Raw genomic sequence first — 14500 nt, 5'->3', positions numbered from 1 at the left:
AATAAGGAGTAGTTACAATGGCTATGGCGACAACAGCGCAGCTGGAGAACTTCCAGAAACTGAGGGCTCAAGCACGCTCAAACATCGATCTCATGGGAGTCTATTTCGAGACCCCTGATTTCAAGAAATTCAAAGAGCGCGTGTTTTCAATCCTCGTCGAACGGGAGGAAAGCCTGAAAAGCGGCCGTGACAAGGTCCGTGGCGCGGCGCTTATTGGACCGCCTGGGATAGGCAAGACCCGTATGGTGGAGCAAATCGCAGCGGACTTCCGGTCCGTCGCGGAAGCCGCAGGCGGGCTAGAATTTGGGTCTGAGATTTGGTCAGTCACAGTGCCTAGCAGGGCAACTGTAAAGGAGACCTGTGAATTGATCTTGGGCGAGCTGGGATACCCGATCTCGTCTCGGCGAGATGAAGGGTATCTGGTCCGGCTTGTGGTAAACAAGCTTCAAGATCGCGGGATTGCCGCCCTTCACCTAGACGAAGTTCAGGACAGCGGCCGCTATGTCACCAGCGATAGCATGCGCCACTTCACTGGCCGGTTTCGCAATTTCATGCAGAGCAAGCAATGGCCTGTCTGTGTCATCATCACCGGGACTTCCGAGGCCAAGACGATCATCAATCAAGATGGGGCACTGTTACGCCGGACAGAGCCCATCGAAGTCTTGCCTATGACTTTCCCGAATGATGGTCCTCTGGTCAGAAAATCGATCAAGGACTTATTAGCACAGACTGGCCTGAAGGATGAGGGTCTACTGGATGAGAATGAGTTCATCAAAATCCTAATGCATGCGTCAGCGGATCGCTTTGGAATCGCAATCGAAATCTTCATCTCGGCAACCGGCATTGCTCAAAAATACCGCAGCGATACCCTCTGCGTGGAGCACTTCGCCGAGAACTACTATGAGCGTATGAATTGTGACGATGCCCTGAATCCGTTCCTCAGCCACGATTGGCGCAACATCAACACGACGGTTGCAATGGATCGACATCTTGAAGAAACGAGGGCGACTCGAAGAAAACCACGCAAACGCTAGCTGCATAAACAGGCCAAGAAACCGAAGCCGCTCAGGATTGGGCGGCTTTTTTCGTGCCTGAACGAAAAAACGAACGGAAACACTTTGTCGAAAGACGGGATTAGCGTGTCGCAGAACGCAAACAGATTTGTCGACCTTGAAAATGTTATATATAAATATCAATTACTTAAGTTTTTCGAGAACGGTCTTTAGATGTCGAACGTCAGTATTGAACGTCAGATAACTGTGACCTTCACATCATAAACTGACCCAAAATCAGAATAATCGGCCAAGCGGCCCTTCGCACCGATCGCAGGGAAGGTCCGGTTTGAGCCCAATTAGACCGATGCTGCGATGTGCGCGCGAATGTCAGCTCGGCTTCAAAACCGAGGTTGTCACAAGTAACGGTCAGCCTTGCCCGAGTGTCTGAAGAATTGCGTTCACAATCTTTTGCCCGCCTTTTGAGGAGGGCTCAATCGGAGACATTTCCGAGAAGTCATTTTCGTCTGTGCATACCACGTCCAGTCGAACGACCGATACGCCGCGAGCCTCAGCGAGCCGCAGGATTATGGCATTAAATGCGCCAATTGCAGATGGAGCATGATCCCTCATTTCCGGCTCTGCAAAGGGTATGGCGGTGTAGATGGTGCAAGCACTTACTCTGAGGCCACGCTCAGAAATGGTATCCAACATCCAACCATACGCGATTTCAAAATCCGCCAGCGGTGATGCGATGAGCTCCTCAATCTTGGCTCCTTCCGCAACCTTAATGAGTAGATGACGGAATTTCATGAGATCGTTTCCACCTATGCTCACAACAATATCCGTCGTGTGGGTCGGCACCTTCTGAAGCTGGTTTGGAATGTCTTCAATGCAGTCGCCATCAACAGCGACCTTGAACGCCGACCAGGTCTTTGTGATTGAACGGCGCATCTGTTCGATGACGCCGGGTTCGCCTGGAATGTACTCATCGTTGTCGAAGATGGAGTCACCCATCAGGCAAATATGCTTCTCAGTCATCGGATTGCTCGTTCATGAATTTATGCTCGACAGATCATTACCTTATTGAGCTGCAAATTCAATCGCCGTTTCCGAAAGCAGCCGTTCGTTCAAATTCAGAGAGCGGCAGCATTGTCTCGCACTGCGGACCTTTGTATAAATAGTGACAAATGACTGATTTAGATCAGAAATGCTTGACACTCATGCTAATATTACCTGACGCCAACAGTGATAGAATTCACAAAATCCCCTACGTCGCTTCTAAAATGCGTGACGTTCCATAGTTCTTATTTTCAATATCCTATGCACGTTCTGCCTGTTTCATTACGCTGTTGACTATGCATAAAACGGCAATTCTTGCTTGTGACGGCAAAGATACATGGGCAGGGTCTTTAGACAGGAATGGACAAGGAAACGTGCTATGGACGCAGTCAAGGCAGGGTGTCTTTGCGGTAAAGTTCGGCTTGTGGCCCAAGGTAAGCCCTATCGCGCCGGGCTGTGCCATTGTATGGGCTGCCGCAAACATCACCGGGCGGTTTTTCTGCCCGGCGGGTCCTCAGTCTTTTCGCGTAGCGAAGACGAAATCCACCTTGATCACTCGATGCATCCAATCAATTCATACCAACATACGAACTTTGGACGACCCGCCGAGAAGCCTGGTTATCGTCCTTGCCGGACATGAAGCTGTACAGCGGTGACAGGGAACGGGAAAACAGAGGTGAGGAATAGTTGCATCCGATAATTCGGACATATATTCCCCAGACTGGAGCATTTGAGATGACATATGACATCGTGGATATGGCGACCTGGCCACGGGCGGATCAGTTTCGGTTTTTCCGCACATATGACCGCCCGCACTATGCGGTGACGTCACGGCTGAATGTCAGCCATCTTATGAATACGCGCAAGGGACAAGGTGTTTCCCCATATCGCGCGTGTCTGTTTGCCATCGGCACAGGCCTTCATTCAGTGCCTGAACTGCTGATGCGGTTTCGCGACGATGTGGTCGTTCTGCATAAGATGACGGACCTATCGATGACCGTCCCGACGCAAAGCGGCAGCTTCAATTATGCTTACGTACCTTATCAGGAAGATTTCGCTAAATTTGATGCACAGTGCAAAAATATCATCGACAAAGCTGCGCAGAAAACACAGTTGGCTGCGAATTCGGGCGAACGTGATGATGTGGCTTATCTGTCTTGCCTGCCGTGGCTTGATTATACCTCAATCAACAATGCCATGCCCGGACCATCAGATTGTATCCCCCGGGTATCATGGGGAAAATTTGTGAAAGAGGCAGATAAAAACTGGCGCATGGCCATGACCCTTGAAGTGCATCACGCGCTTGTCGATGGCGCGCAGGTTGGCGATTATTTCGCTGCCGTGCAAAAGGCTCTTGATCAGATTTAAGATCCACACAACAGATGCCTTTGACTGCCACTGCAGCCGATATACCGTTGCAGTATTCTGCGCCTCGGGATACAGGTATGAATTCCAAACCACTTCCGAAAGAGCTGTCGTGACAACAGCACACCGTACACATCCCAGTTCGCACACAGCAGTCCTGCTGCCACCCGTCTGCCGGCGTCGGTATATCGCAAACAGTTGCCTTGAAATGATAATCCAAAGGAACCCAACACAATGCTTTTAGGTGTGATCGGTGATGATTTCACAGGCTCCAGTGATGTGGGCAACATGCTGGTTAAAGGCGGTATGCACACTGTTCAATACGTCGGTATTCCGAACGTGCCTGCGGACCCTTGGGTCGAAGCAGGGGTGATCGCGCTCAAGTCCCGCTCAATCCCGGTGCAGGCGGCCATTGAACAATCGCTGGCCGCGTTGACATGGTTGCAGGATCAAGGGTGCCAGCAGATTTTGTTCAAATACTGCTCGACCTTCGATTCCACCCCCCAAGGCAACATCGGGCCCGTGACCGAGGCTTTGGCGAAAGCATTAAGCGCCCAAGGCGTGGTCATCTGCCCGGCCTTTCCCGCCACGGGACGTTCGATTTATCAGGGGCACCTGTTCGTCAAAGATACTCTTCTGAACGAAAGTGGTATGGAAAATCATCCGTTGACGCCGATGTCCGACCCTGATCTGCGCCGCTGGCTGCGCCATCAGACCAATGGCGATGTCGGCCATATTGCTTATGAGACAGTCGCAAAGGGCGTAGATGCGATCCGTCAGCGGATGAATGATGAAATCACATTGGGGCGTAATCTGGTTGTCGCTGACGCGATCCTAGACGATGACTTGCACGTGTTGGGCCACGCCTTGGCTGATCGCAAATTGCTGACTGGCGGGTCGGGCATCGCCCTGGGTCTGCCAGATAATTTTCGCCGCAATGGCAGTTTGTCAGGGTCAGGCAAAACATGGACGCCGCAGCAGGATGGCAAAACGGCGATATTGTCCGGATCCTGCTCAAATGCGACACGCGAACAGGTCAGTCGCCATATCGCCCGCCATCCATCCCGTGAAATCACAGCGCAAGCCATTATGTCAGACACATTGAATGCAGCCGATCTGGCAAATTGGGCCAAAGCCCAAGATGGCCTGCCGCTGATCTATTCTTCGGCCGATCCCAAAGCCGTACGCACCGCACAGGATCAATACGGTGGCGATGAACTGGCCCACCGGTTCGAAACATTGTTCGGCCAAATCGCCCGCGCGCTGGTCGCAGACGGTGTGACGCGGCTGATCACGGCGGGGGGTGAAACATCAGGCGCGGTGGTCGAAGCGCTGGACCCGGACCAACTGGAAATCGGACCTGAAATCGCCCCTGGCGTCCCCGCAATCCGTGCGCATGCCGATCTGGTCCTTGCACTAAAATCAGGGAACTTTGGCGGCCCAGACTTTTTCGAAGATGCCAACGCGATACTGTGCAAAACGTAACGGTTTCCAGATCCTAAAAGGATATGACAAGACATGAATTTTTCTGCAAATCTGGGGTTTCTGTTCACCGATCTGTCGTTGCCAGACGGCATTCGCGCGGCCAAAGCTGCAGGATTTTCAGCCGTTGAATGTCATTTCCCCTATGACACACGGCCTGCTGATATTATGACCGCACTGACCGAAACCGGCCTGCCCATGCTGGGCCTGAACACCCATCCCGGTAATAGGGATGCTGGTGAATTCGGGCTGTCTGCCATGCCGGGTCGCGGTGCTGACGCCCGCGCTGAAATTGACCGCGCTTGCGATTATGCCGTGGCCACCGGAACCCGGATGGTTCACGTGATGGCGGGCCGTACAGATGGTGGCCCTGATGCCGATCAGGCGTTTGTCGACACGCTATCCTATGCCACTGAACGCGCCGCCACCAATGGGCTTGATATCTTGATCGAGCCGATCAATCACCGCGATGTGCCCGGCTATCATCTGTCGCGCGTCGAACAGGCGGTTGACCTGATTGACCGCATCGGGGCACCGAACCTGAAGATCATGTTTGATTGCTATCACGTCCAGATCATGCAGGGCGATCTGATCCAACGGTTCCGCACACACCAGCACATGATCGGTCATGTCCAGATTGCTGCGGTACCTGACAGGGGCGAACCCGATCAGGGCGAACTGTCCTATCACCACATCATCCCCGCACTTCGCGACCTGGGGTACACCGCCCCCATCGGTGCCGAATACAAACCCAGGGGTACCGATACGGATGCCGGTCTTGGCTGGTTGTCGGCCTATTCTGGCTAATAACCAACTAACTGTCTGCGAATTTATCTGAGAGTTTTGGAAATAGAACGAAATCGTTGTATTGTTGTATTTGTCAAATGATATGGCAGATGAAGATTCTAGATCTGATAGGTAAGCATGATTAACGAAGTATCAGACACATTTTCAAAAAAGGAAAAATTATTCTATATTTCCTTTTTCTACTATCTTTAGTTATCACATTTTCCACTGCCGTTATGACATACATTCAAAGCCAATCTATTGCGGATACGCAACTAGAGCTTTCCCACCTTAGCCTGCAATTGGAAACGGAAGAGCGTCAACGACAAGCAGATATTGATCAGCAAAAGATACAGATTGAAAAAGCGGTGCTGTCATCGAATGAAAGCCGCCTTGCCTTGGAAGAGAAGGCAAACGAACTTCGGAAAGTAATCGCAGAATTTGATACGACAATCAAAGAAGCAGAAGAAGCAAGACGCCAGATAGAGTTCAAAACAGAATTATTAACGAAATTTGATGGCTTACTCCCAAACGGCATCTTGAGAGTATCAGAGATTAACGTAGACCAAGAAACGGTTTCGATAAGGTTATGTATTATTAATCAAGGCACTACGCGTATTGAGGCTTCTCCTGAATTTGCAACTATAAATATTGTCGAACAAAACAAGGTAACAAATACAGAAATAGAAATTGAAGACACTACATTCACATCAAGCACAGTGATAGCGGGGCAAATACTGGATACTTATGAAAATATTTATCTTGAAAGACCCCTCAATAAAAATGAGAGAATATTTCTTGAAGTAGGCTATCTTTTCTCACTTGAGCCAGCAATGAAAGATCTTATTAGATCTGCGGCAAAAACATCGAATATCGAGTTTAACGAAAGTTTGTTAGAGTTTAGATCTACTGCTAGTTTTTGGTATTCTCCAGGTGGCGCCATTACTGAAAATGGATGTAAAAACGAATTTTAAAAACTAGTTTTATGTAGAGAGCTTAGGAAAGATAAGTGATCCTGAAACAAAAAACGCCGCTTGAAAAAGCGGCGTTCTGATCTGCATCGAATTTGGGTAAATCTAAAAACCCAGACCTTCGTATTTCTTTTTGAACTTCGACACGCGTCCGCCAGTGTCCAACAAACGGCTGTTGCCGCCGGTCCATGCGGGGTGCACAGTTGGGTCGATATCCAGCGACAGTGTGTCGCCTTCCTTGCCCCAGGTTGACCGCATTTTCAGAATATCGCCGTTCGTCATTTTAACGTCGATAAAGTGATAGTCGGGATGTGTTTCTTTTCTCATCAGTCCCGCTCCTTTATGCTTTTTTGGGCTTGTATGTCGTATCTTCGGCGATACGGGCGGATTTACCGCGACGGGTGCGCAAATAATATAGTTTCGCACGACGCACGCGACCACGGCGGATAACAGCGATGCTGTCGATGTTGGTCGAATGCAGCGGGAACACACGTTCCACACCTTCACCGAATGAAATCTTGCGCACGGTGAACGATCCGGCAATGCCTTCGCCGTTCTTGCGCGAAATGCAGACACCTTCGTAGTTCTGCACACGGCTGCGCGTGCCTTCGGTCACTTTATAGCCGACGCGAATGGTATCGCCGGCTTTAAAATCAGGAATATCATTCCCAAGCGAGGCGACTTGTTCCGCCTCAAGTTCTGCGATCAGGTTCATCTGATCCACTCCTATCAATGCTCACGGTTTTTTCCGCGAAGTTTGCGCGCCCTCAGAGCTCTTGGTCTTCATCCGGGTCCCTATCATGCATCGCACAATAAGCCCGCCAGAGATCAGGTCGTCGTTCCTTTGTCAGCCTTTCGGCTTCTGCGCGCCTCCAGGAAGTGATCTTCGCATGATGGCCGGATTGAAGTATTTCCGGTATCGCGCGACCTTCCCAAACGGCGGGCCTAGTGTATTGTGGGTGCTCCAGCAATCCGTCTGAAAAACTTTCATCTTCAGTGGATTCGTGATTCCCAAGCACGCGCGGTATAAGCCGGACCGTCGCATCAATCAAGGCTTGTGCGGCAATCTCACCCCCTGTCAGGACAAAATCACCCAACGACACTTCCTGAATGCCGAAATGGTCGATTACACGCTCATCCACGCCTTCGAACCGACCGCACAACAATGTCATCCCGTCGCCTTGCGAAAACTGCTGTGCCATGGCTTGCGTCAACGGTTTGCCCCGCGGAGACAGATAGATCAGCGGCCAAACCCCGTGTGTATCACGCTGGGCATGCGCAATCGCCCGGCCCAAGACATCCGCCCGCATTACCATGCCAGCCCCACCACCCGCAGGCGTGTCATCAACATTACGATGCTTGCCGTCGCCAAAAGGGCGCAGATCGACAGTTTCCAACTGCCAAAGCCCATCCTTCAGCGCCTTGCCCGTCAGACTTTGGCCCAACACCCCCGGAAATGCTTCGGGGAACAAAGTGATCACCTTCGCCGTCCAAGTACTGGCCAACTTGGGCGCATGCGTCATCAACTCACGCGGCTGCGCCGTGACACGGATCGACTTGCGACCATGGGATTTCGGGGCATCTGTCATAGGGGTGGTTTAGGATAAGTTGGCTGGAATGGGAATGACGGGATTTAAAGACTTGAGCAGAAGAGATTAAATGATTTGAGTGAAATATATTTTTGTTCGATGAAAATAAGTTTTAGTGGTTGTTATGCAGGACAGTGCAGACGGTACCTCTAGTCATATGTTATGAAAAAATTCAAAATTTAGAGAATATTCATCATGGATCGATTGAGCGAGATTGAAACTAGCATTCTTGATGACGATGATGGATCATGCCGAGATGTGAATTTTTTACAACCGACGTGGGACGGTGTTGAAGAGTTCATAAAAAGGTCAGAAAAACTGTTTCGTGAGTACTCTTCAGCTGACGGAGAGGGCAATTCGCTTTTAGAGCCATATTGGAAAAGCGTTAAAGCTAGCGTACAGAAAACTGGGTATGTTCATTTGAGTTACGCAAACTCTTTCGAAATTATCAATAACGTGCAGATTTTTGTTTGTAGTGAAGACGACGGATCACCATTTATAGAACTGACTTTCTTTCCAGAAGATGTTGCTGTCGTAAGCAACTTGGAAACAGTCTTCATTGGTTGGGTCGGCGCTGCAAAATTTACCCTTCAGGCAAGTGAATACTTTTGCCGATATGAAAATGCTTCTTGGACAATTGGGGATATAAGCCCAGGATCTGGGGTATTTTTAGCCTCTGAAAATATCTCCACTTGAACGCCAAACTCTTTACTGGTGGCAGCGTGAAAATAACGAAAGCTGCTGGAGGCAGTTCATGTATCCCAAAAGCAGAATTGGTGTGCGGTCGCCCGTTCCGCTAGATTGGTACGTCAAAGGTTCACTTTGCTTATTCAAATGCGAGAGTGGTAAACATTTCTTAGGTGTATTTTAACCCACCTTAACGCCCGACCAATTCATACCAAATCCCTACAGCATCGCCCTCATTGACTTGGTGGCATTTTGACCCCGACTCAGTGCGCGGTGCAGTTTTGTACAAAAATTTAAGTACAAAACCCGTGTACAAAATATACAAAACTGCGTGACGGGGGGGTCTGTCGGCCCATCTGGCGCAACGGTCGGGCCGTTCATCTTCACCGAACGCATTTAATTTCCCGGGAAAAACCCCTCGGGCGGGTCGGCGATGATACGGCGTGTGGCCATATCGACTGTCGGGATAATATCGCGGGTAAAGGGCAGCAAAACAGTGTCCTTCAGACCCGGTCCGTGCACCTCAATCAGGTCGGCAGCACCGTGGTTCATCACGGATTTTACCTGTCCTAAAATCGTGCCGCCTGTGTCCAAAACATCCATGCCGATCAGGTCGGCGTGATAGTATTCATCTTCGTCCAAATCTGGCAGATCGTCACGATTTGAATAAAGCTTTACGCCTTTCAGATCGTCTGCTTCCTCTTTATTTTTCAATCCCTTAACCTGTGCAACAAAGCCGTTTTTCATTGGGCGGGACAAAGTGATGTGAAACTCTTTTTCACCCGTCTCATCGCTCAGCCGATAGCCGAAAATCGCTTGTGGATCGGCGCAAAAGCTTTTCAGCCGCACTTGGCCTTTGACCCCATAAGCCCCTGCAATTACGCCCACACAAACCAGGTCTGTCATCTGTTTTCCCCTGTACAAATCCCGCGCACGACTTCCCCGCCTGCTTGGCTGCATTTTTCGCTATGCTGCACCATCTGATACACAATCCCTGCGACAAAGGCAGCCGCCGTGAAGATCAAAAGCCGGATCAATCGGAACATTCAGACCTCATCGCTTTAGCTAACATATTGAAATCATTTTCAGATATTTCAAATTGCGCCTGTTCAAAACTTACGCCCCAGTCAGTTGTATCTATAATAAATTCAAGACGATCAAGCACAGACTGCACTGCTGTATCGCCCGTCTTTTCATACGAACACGTCCGTACCCACGCTTTGAATTTCGGATGGTCGGGCCAGTCATCCTTGTAATAAACCGTGTCGCCAACCACCTGGCCCAATGCTGTAAAGCACTGCAATGCCCCACCACTATGTGATTGCTTTGGGGAATAATAAATCACCCCGTCGCCAGAATTCATATTTTGAATGACGGCTTTCTGACCCCCTGAAAACAAACAGATATTTTCTGTAACAGCGGCTGTGACATAGGACTTATCCGCAACACCAATCCAATATCGCGTGCCCATCACCGTGTCTCGATCGTCAAATTGGCCGCGCGCGTTTCCCAACCCGCTTGTTCCAGTTCCGGGGTCAGATCGGGTGTCTCTGGCCAGCCTACGCACAGGTATCCAACCAATATCCAATCCTTGGGGCAATCCAGATCATGTATCAGCTGAACCGGGTCAAGGATCGATACCCAGCCAACCCCCAATCCATACGCCCGCGCTAAAAGCCAAAATTGCATGATCGCACTGACTACCGAATACCGTCGCATTTCAGGCATTGTAGCAGTGCCAAGGCCATGACCTTTTTCCGTCGTGTCATCGCAAAAAACAGCCAAATGAACCGGGGCATTTTGCAGGCCCGCCAGCTTTAATGTTGTGTATAATTCTGCCTGATCTCCGTCGTATTCTGATAAAGCTTCCGCGTTGTTTTTATTGAAATTTTCAATAACTTTAGCGCGGGCAGGGTCGCTTTCGACACATATAATTCGCCAAGGTTCTGACAATCCGACAGACGGGGCAGTCACAAAAGCATCAAGGCACCGCGTGAGCAGTGCCTTGTCCACCGGATCAGTGCGAAAGCGGCGCACATCGCGCCGCCATCGCATGAGCTGGATCAGCTCACCCTGGAAAAGATCCGAGAAGTCATGCATGCCGTTGAAAAGGCAAACTTACTCGCTTGCCGCTTCTTCGGTTGCATCTTCTGCTGGCGCTTCCTCGGCCGGGGCCGCAGCTTTGGCCGCTTTTTCTTCAGCGCGCTCTTTGGCTTTTTTGCCAGGTTCGGCTTTGTTAGGGTTGTTGCGTTCTTTCTTGTCCATGACGCCTGCGGCTTCCAGCATACGGGCCACACGATCAGTTGGTTTAGCGCCTTCACCCATCCAATGTTTGATGCGATCCAGATCCATTTTCACGCGATCTTCGCTGTCTTTCGGCAGCAATGGGTTATACGTGCCCAGTTTTTCGACATAACGACCATCGCGGGGCATACGGCTGTCAGCCGCAACGATACGATAAAAAGGACGCTTTTTTGAGCCGCCCCGGGCGAGCCGGATTTTCATAGCCATTGTGTATTCTCCTATTTGGCTTGGACAGGGAAAGCCCCTGTTATTCTTGATGTTTTTCGTGGTGTTGGATGACTTCCTGAATGATGAAATTCAGAAATTTCTTAGCAAATTCGGGGTCTAAGTCAGCCCGACGTGCCAAATCTTCTAGTCGTTCGATCTGGGTGGCTTCGCGGGTGGGATCGGACGGGGGAAGGTCGTGTTGGGCTTTGAGTTTGCCGACAGCCTGCGTGTGCTTGAACCGTTCGCCCAAAGTATAGACCAGGATCGCATCAAGCCGGTCGATGCTGTTGCGGTGGTCTTTCAGAACCTCGGCGGCGTGGGCTATTGGATCGGTCATTCTTTTGTTCCCAACGGATGAACCCAAGCGTAAACGGCATCATTGTGTGGTGCGGTTTGATCATCCCGTACAGCGCCCAGTTTCTGGGCCAGTCTTTCTGAACGGATATTCCCATCGTAAATATAGCTGACCAATTTCGATGGAGTCAGAAAGGTCTTGGCATAGTCAAGCGCCACAGTTGTTGCCTCAAATGCAATTCCGCGACCTTCGGCGTCTTCAAATAGGCTCCAACCCAATTCCATATGCTGTTTTTGTGGCGGGTGGTGAATGCCGCAAACTCCAACAGGTTGGTTGTTTTCTTCGATCATCCACCAACCAAAGCCCATAAGATGCCAATGCCCGACAAAGGTTGCAAATCGGCGAAACGCGTCGGCTGTATTATCAGATTTTCCAACCGTTCCAATGGCGCGATCAGATTTAAAAAAGGCTTCAACCGCAGGGTAATCATCCATAACGGCTCCACGCAGGATCAGCCGTTTTGTGCGTAAAACGGGGATCATTGCAGCGCCTCCGGTGCCGGGTGGCGGTAGACCAAATCGCCGGGATCAAGCGGCTGGGCGTCTTTATCCAGCGTCGCGCCAAGGCGTTCGGCCAATGCGATAGAGCGGGCGTTGGCGGGGTCGATATAGCTGACGGCACTGGGCCAGTTCAGCACTTCATAGACGTAGCGGCGCGCCTCGACCGCCGCTTCATAGGCATAGCCCTGACCTTCGTGCGTTTGCCAGATGAACCAGCCGATTTCAGGGGCGGGCCATTCGATAGGCTGCCAGGGGCCGACCATACCGATGGCGTCATCCGTGCCTTTCAGACAGACCGCGAATGACCCGAAGCCGCGCAGCTGCCAGTGGCCCAGTTCAAAACCGAAGGCACGATAAGCTTTCGCTTCGGTCAGATGTCCACCGGCATAGCGGGACCGTTCCGATGTCATGAAGTCACGAAACCCATCCCAGTCCTTGGGCTGGGGCATCCGCATCGTCAGGCGTTCGGTCTGCAAAACAGGGTTCATCGCGCAGCCCTGCCGTTTTTCCGCAGCACTGGTTTGCGCCGCAACCGTGGCTTGGCCTTACGCACGGCGCGCAAACGACGCGCCGCCTGGCCCGCATAGTAGGGCACAGCCTGGCGGGCCGATTGGGCCAGCGTAGGAAGATCGCCGATGGGAATCATTTCTTCTTGCCGAACCCTGATAGACCGGGGGGCAGCTGCATGCCGCCACCGCCAAGACCGGGCAATCCCCCCGGCATCTGGCCCATTTGCTTTTGTGCTGCTGCAATCTCGGCCTCGGAAGGGCCGCCTTTGCCAAACATCCCGGCCATCGCTTTTTTCAGCATCCCGCCTTTACCCATCTTCTTCATCATATCGGACATCTGGCGGTGCTGTTTCATCAGCTTGTTCAATTCGCTGACTTCAAGGCCCGCCCCTTTGGCGATCCGTTTTTTACGGCTGGCTTGCAGGATTTGCGGGTTGGCGCGTTCTTTCTTGGTCATGGAGTTGATCAAGGCGATCTGGCGGCGCAGAATACTGTCATCCAAACCTGCCTTTTCGGCCTGTTTCGCCATCTTGCCAGCGCCGGGCATCATGCCCATGATCCCTTCCATGCCGCCCATTTTCAGCATCTGATCCAGCTGCATCTTCAGGTCGTTCATGTTGAACTGACCTTTCTGAAAGCGCTTCATCATGCGTTCGGCTTTTTCAGCCTCGATCGTTTCCTGGGCTTTTTCCACAAGGCTGACGATGTCGCCCATGCCCAGAATACGACCAGCGATCCGTTCAGGGTGGAATTCCTCAAGCGCGTCCATCTTTTCGCCAAGGCCCACGAATTTGATGGGCTTGCCGGTCACAGCGCGCATAGACAGCGCCGCACCGCCGCGCCCGTCACCATCCATCCGGGTCAGGACCACGCCGCTGATGCCGATCTTGCCGTCGAATTCCTCGGCCACCTCAACCGCGACCTGACCGGTCAGGCCATCGACCACCAGCAGGGTCTCACGCGGGTTCACCGCATCGCGGACATCTTCGACCTCTTGCATCAGGGTCTGGTCGATCTGCAGACGTCCGGCGGTGTCCAGCATATAGACGTCATAGCCGCCCAGGGTCGCCTGCTGCTTGGCGCGTTTGGCGATCTGCACGGCAGTCTCACCGGCCACAATCGGCAAGGTGTCCACACCGATCTGCGTGCCCAGAACCGCCAGCTGCTGCATCGCGGCCGGGCGATAGATATCAAGCGAAGCCATCAACACCCGCTTGCCGTTCTTTTCGGTCAGGCGCTTGGCCAGTTTACCGGTCGTCGTGGTTTTTCCCGACCCCTGCAAACCCACCATCAGAATGGGCGTGGGTGGATTGTCGATCTTCAGCGCGCCAGGGTCTTCTTCGTCGCCCGCCAGAACATGAACCAGTTCGTCATGCACGATCTTGACGACCTGCTGACCGGGCGTCACGGATTTGGTCACCGCCTGACCGGTGGCTTTATCCTGAATGGCTTTGATAAAATCGCGGGCCACGGGCAGCGAAACGTCCGCTTCCAACAAGGCAACGCGCACTTCGCGCAGGGCCGTTTTGACGTCTTCGTCAGACAACGCACCTTGCTTGGTCAGCTTGTCGAAAACGCCAGAGAGACGTTCGGATAGATTTTCAAACATGCCCTCGGCCCTCCTTCGGCCTGATTAACCCATGTGTCGCTTAACGTAGGAAGCGACCGTTCAAAGCACAATTGCACCCGTG

The 14500-nt window shown here is 51.7% G+C and carries 20 protein-coding genes and 1 pseudogene; 7 read left to right on the top strand and 14 right to left on the bottom strand.

Annotated features, from left to right (window positions below; genetic code table 11):
* Positions 1 to 17: 17 nt before the first annotated feature.
* Complete coding sequence (locus HRQ87_RS00465; protein ID WP_174134395.1) at positions 18 to 1034, top strand: AAA family ATPase; 1017 nt, start codon at positions 18 to 20, stop codon at positions 1032 to 1034.
* Positions 1035 to 1421: 387 nt separating this feature from the next.
* On the opposite strand, the gene HRQ87_RS00460 is transcribed toward HRQ87_RS00465, so the two are convergent.
* Entirely contained in the window at positions 1422 to 2033 is a 612-nt protein-coding gene (locus tag HRQ87_RS00460; protein ID WP_174134394.1) for an SGNH/GDSL hydrolase family protein, read from the bottom strand.
* A 400-nt stretch (positions 2034 to 2433) separates the two neighbouring features.
* Between HRQ87_RS00460 and HRQ87_RS20115 the strand changes: the two are divergent.
* The 5 genes and pseudogenes from HRQ87_RS20115 (at position 2434) to HRQ87_RS00440 (ending at position 6661) form a co-directional block, all read left to right on the top strand.
* Positions 2434 to 2741: pseudogene (locus HRQ87_RS20115) on the top strand (GFA family protein).
* Between the two features lie 48 nt (positions 2742 to 2789).
* Entirely contained in the window at positions 2790 to 3422 is a 633-nt protein-coding gene (locus HRQ87_RS00455; protein ID WP_174134393.1) for a chloramphenicol acetyltransferase, read from the top strand.
* A gap of 231 nt (positions 3423 to 3653) precedes the next feature.
* Positions 3654 to 4904, top strand: coding sequence for a 3-oxo-tetronate kinase (gene otnK, locus HRQ87_RS00450; RefSeq protein ID WP_174134392.1), 1251 nt, complete (start codon positions 3654 to 3656; stop codon positions 4902 to 4904).
* Between the two features lie 33 nt (positions 4905 to 4937).
* Positions 4938 to 5708, top strand: a complete 771-nt coding sequence (locus HRQ87_RS00445) for a hydroxypyruvate isomerase family protein (RefSeq protein WP_174134391.1) — start codon at positions 4938 to 4940, stop codon at positions 5706 to 5708.
* Between the two features lie 215 nt (positions 5709 to 5923).
* Entirely contained in the window at positions 5924 to 6661 is a 738-nt protein-coding gene (locus HRQ87_RS00440) for a hypothetical protein (protein WP_174134390.1), read from the top strand.
* 102 nt (positions 6662 to 6763) lie between these two features.
* Here the strand turns inward: HRQ87_RS00440 and rpmE are convergent, their stop codons facing one another.
* From rpmE to trmD, 3 genes are read right to left on the bottom strand one after another with little or no spacing between them, the layout of a single operon-like run.
* Complete coding sequence (gene rpmE, locus HRQ87_RS00435; protein WP_174134389.1) at positions 6764 to 6985, bottom strand: 50S ribosomal protein L31; 222 nt, start codon at positions 6983 to 6985, stop codon at positions 6764 to 6766.
* Between the two features lie 13 nt (positions 6986 to 6998).
* Positions 6999 to 7373, bottom strand: a complete 375-nt coding sequence (gene rplS / locus HRQ87_RS00430) for a 50S ribosomal protein L19 (protein WP_174134388.1) — start codon at positions 7371 to 7373, stop codon at positions 6999 to 7001.
* A gap of 52 nt (positions 7374 to 7425) precedes the next feature.
* On the bottom strand, positions 7426 to 8247 hold the full coding sequence (gene trmD, locus HRQ87_RS00425) for a tRNA (guanosine(37)-N1)-methyltransferase TrmD (RefSeq protein ID WP_174134387.1): 822 nt from the start codon (positions 8245 to 8247) through the stop codon (positions 7426 to 7428).
* Between the two features lie 195 nt (positions 8248 to 8442).
* Here trmD and HRQ87_RS00420 point away from each other — a divergent pair, with 195 nt between their 5' ends.
* Complete coding sequence (locus tag HRQ87_RS00420) at positions 8443 to 8943, top strand: hypothetical protein (protein ID WP_174134386.1); 501 nt, start codon at positions 8443 to 8445, stop codon at positions 8941 to 8943.
* A gap of 387 nt (positions 8944 to 9330) precedes the next feature.
* On the opposite strand, the gene rimM is transcribed toward HRQ87_RS00420, so the two are convergent.
* Genes rimM through ffh form a run of 10 tightly spaced genes read right to left on the bottom strand, consistent with a single transcriptional unit; the run spans position 9331 to position 14418 of the window.
* Positions 9331 to 9840, bottom strand: coding sequence for a ribosome maturation factor RimM (gene rimM, locus HRQ87_RS00415; protein ID WP_174134385.1), 510 nt, complete (start codon positions 9838 to 9840; stop codon positions 9331 to 9333).
* The gene (locus HRQ87_RS00410) at positions 9837 to 9980 is read right to left on the bottom strand and encodes a hypothetical protein (protein WP_174134384.1); all 144 of its coding nucleotides are present in this window, start codon (positions 9978 to 9980) and stop codon (positions 9837 to 9839) included. The genes rimM and HRQ87_RS00410 overlap by 4 nt, the downstream gene beginning before the upstream one ends.
* Positions 9968 to 10405 carry an EVE domain-containing protein gene (locus HRQ87_RS00405; RefSeq protein WP_174134383.1) on the bottom strand — a complete coding sequence of 146 codons (438 nt, stop codon included), beginning with the start codon at positions 10403 to 10405 and terminating at the stop codon, positions 9968 to 9970. The genes HRQ87_RS00410 and HRQ87_RS00405 overlap by 13 nt, the downstream gene beginning before the upstream one ends.
* A complete protein-coding gene (gene bluB, locus HRQ87_RS00400; RefSeq protein WP_174134382.1) occupies positions 10405 to 11034 on the bottom strand; it encodes a 5,6-dimethylbenzimidazole synthase in 630 nt (209 codons plus the stop codon). Before bluB ends, HRQ87_RS00405 begins: the two co-directional genes overlap by 1 nt.
* Before the next feature lie 18 nt (positions 11035 to 11052).
* Positions 11053 to 11445, bottom strand: a complete 393-nt coding sequence (rpsP, locus tag HRQ87_RS00395; protein ID WP_174134381.1) for a 30S ribosomal protein S16 — start codon at positions 11443 to 11445, stop codon at positions 11053 to 11055.
* A gap of 40 nt (positions 11446 to 11485) precedes the next feature.
* Complete coding sequence (locus HRQ87_RS00390; protein ID WP_174134380.1) at positions 11486 to 11782, bottom strand: chorismate mutase; 297 nt, start codon at positions 11780 to 11782, stop codon at positions 11486 to 11488.
* Positions 11779 to 12282, bottom strand: coding sequence for a GNAT family N-acetyltransferase (locus HRQ87_RS00385; RefSeq protein WP_174134379.1), 504 nt, complete (start codon positions 12280 to 12282; stop codon positions 11779 to 11781). Before HRQ87_RS00385 ends, HRQ87_RS00390 begins: the two co-directional genes overlap by 4 nt.
* Entirely contained in the window at positions 12279 to 12788 is a 510-nt protein-coding gene (locus HRQ87_RS00380; RefSeq protein WP_174134378.1) for a GNAT family N-acetyltransferase, read from the bottom strand. The genes HRQ87_RS00385 and HRQ87_RS00380 overlap by 4 nt, the downstream gene beginning before the upstream one ends.
* Positions 12785 to 12946 carry a hypothetical protein gene (locus HRQ87_RS00375; protein ID WP_174134377.1) on the bottom strand — a complete coding sequence of 54 codons (162 nt, stop codon included), beginning with the start codon at positions 12944 to 12946 and terminating at the stop codon, positions 12785 to 12787. Before HRQ87_RS00375 ends, HRQ87_RS00380 begins: the two co-directional genes overlap by 4 nt.
* Complete coding sequence (ffh, locus tag HRQ87_RS00370) at positions 12943 to 14418, bottom strand: signal recognition particle protein (RefSeq protein WP_174134376.1); 1476 nt, start codon at positions 14416 to 14418, stop codon at positions 12943 to 12945. Before ffh ends, HRQ87_RS00375 begins: the two co-directional genes overlap by 4 nt.
* Between the last annotated feature and the right edge of the window lie 82 nt (positions 14419 to 14500).

The organism is Parasulfitobacter algicola (genome assembly GCF_013315265.1).
Taxonomy (GTDB): domain Bacteria; phylum Pseudomonadota; class Alphaproteobacteria; order Rhodobacterales; family Rhodobacteraceae; genus Parasulfitobacter; species Parasulfitobacter algicola.
The sequence above is the reverse complement of the archived record's forward strand: the minus strand, read 5'-3'. Positions and strand labels throughout refer to the sequence as shown.

What these genes read in the sequence shown, in the direction of transcription:
- HRQ87_RS00465 (WP_174134395.1), top strand. Translation starts at nt 18, where the DNA reads ATGGCTATGGCGACAACAGCGCAGCTGGAGAACTTCCAGAAACTGAGG.
- HRQ87_RS00460 (WP_174134394.1), bottom strand. Translation starts at nt 2,033, where the DNA reads ATGACTGAGAAGCATATTTGCCTGATGGGTGACTCCATCTTCGACAAC.
- HRQ87_RS00455 (WP_174134393.1), top strand. Translation starts at nt 2,790, where the DNA reads ATGACATATGACATCGTGGATATGGCGACCTGGCCACGGGCGGATCAG.
- otnK (WP_174134392.1), top strand. Translation starts at nt 3,654, where the DNA reads ATGCTTTTAGGTGTGATCGGTGATGATTTCACAGGCTCCAGTGATGTG.
- HRQ87_RS00445 (WP_174134391.1), top strand. Translation starts at nt 4,938, where the DNA reads ATGAATTTTTCTGCAAATCTGGGGTTTCTGTTCACCGATCTGTCGTTG.
- HRQ87_RS00440 (WP_174134390.1), top strand. Translation starts at nt 5,924, where the DNA reads ATGACATACATTCAAAGCCAATCTATTGCGGATACGCAACTAGAGCTT.
- rpmE (WP_174134389.1), bottom strand. Translation starts at nt 6,985, where the DNA reads ATGAGAAAAGAAACACATCCCGACTATCACTTTATCGACGTTAAAATG.
- rplS (WP_174134388.1), bottom strand. Translation starts at nt 7,373, where the DNA reads ATGAACCTGATCGCAGAACTTGAGGCGGAACAAGTCGCCTCGCTTGGG.
- trmD (WP_174134387.1), bottom strand. Translation starts at nt 8,247, where the DNA reads ATGACAGATGCCCCGAAATCCCATGGTCGCAAGTCGATCCGTGTCACG.
- HRQ87_RS00420 (WP_174134386.1), top strand. Translation starts at nt 8,443, where the DNA reads ATGGATCGATTGAGCGAGATTGAAACTAGCATTCTTGATGACGATGAT.
- rimM (WP_174134385.1), bottom strand. Translation starts at nt 9,840, where the DNA reads ATGACAGACCTGGTTTGTGTGGGCGTAATTGCAGGGGCTTATGGGGTC.
- HRQ87_RS00410 (WP_174134384.1), bottom strand. Translation starts at nt 9,980, where the DNA reads ATGTTCCGATTGATCCGGCTTTTGATCTTCACGGCGGCTGCCTTTGTC.
- HRQ87_RS00405 (WP_174134383.1), bottom strand. Translation starts at nt 10,405, where the DNA reads ATGGGCACGCGATATTGGATTGGTGTTGCGGATAAGTCCTATGTCACA.
- bluB (WP_174134382.1), bottom strand. Translation starts at nt 11,034, where the DNA reads ATGCATGACTTCTCGGATCTTTTCCAGGGTGAGCTGATCCAGCTCATG.
- rpsP (WP_174134381.1), bottom strand. Translation starts at nt 11,445, where the DNA reads ATGGCTATGAAAATCCGGCTCGCCCGGGGCGGCTCAAAAAAGCGTCCT.
- HRQ87_RS00390 (WP_174134380.1), bottom strand. Translation starts at nt 11,782, where the DNA reads ATGACCGATCCAATAGCCCACGCCGCCGAGGTTCTGAAAGACCACCGC.
- HRQ87_RS00385 (WP_174134379.1), bottom strand. Translation starts at nt 12,282, where the DNA reads ATGATCCCCGTTTTACGCACAAAACGGCTGATCCTGCGTGGAGCCGTT.
- HRQ87_RS00380 (WP_174134378.1), bottom strand. Translation starts at nt 12,788, where the DNA reads ATGAACCCTGTTTTGCAGACCGAACGCCTGACGATGCGGATGCCCCAG.
- HRQ87_RS00375 (WP_174134377.1), bottom strand. Translation starts at nt 12,946, where the DNA reads ATGATTCCCATCGGCGATCTTCCTACGCTGGCCCAATCGGCCCGCCAG.
- ffh (WP_174134376.1), bottom strand. Translation starts at nt 14,418, where the DNA reads ATGTTTGAAAATCTATCCGAACGTCTCTCTGGCGTTTTCGACAAGCTG.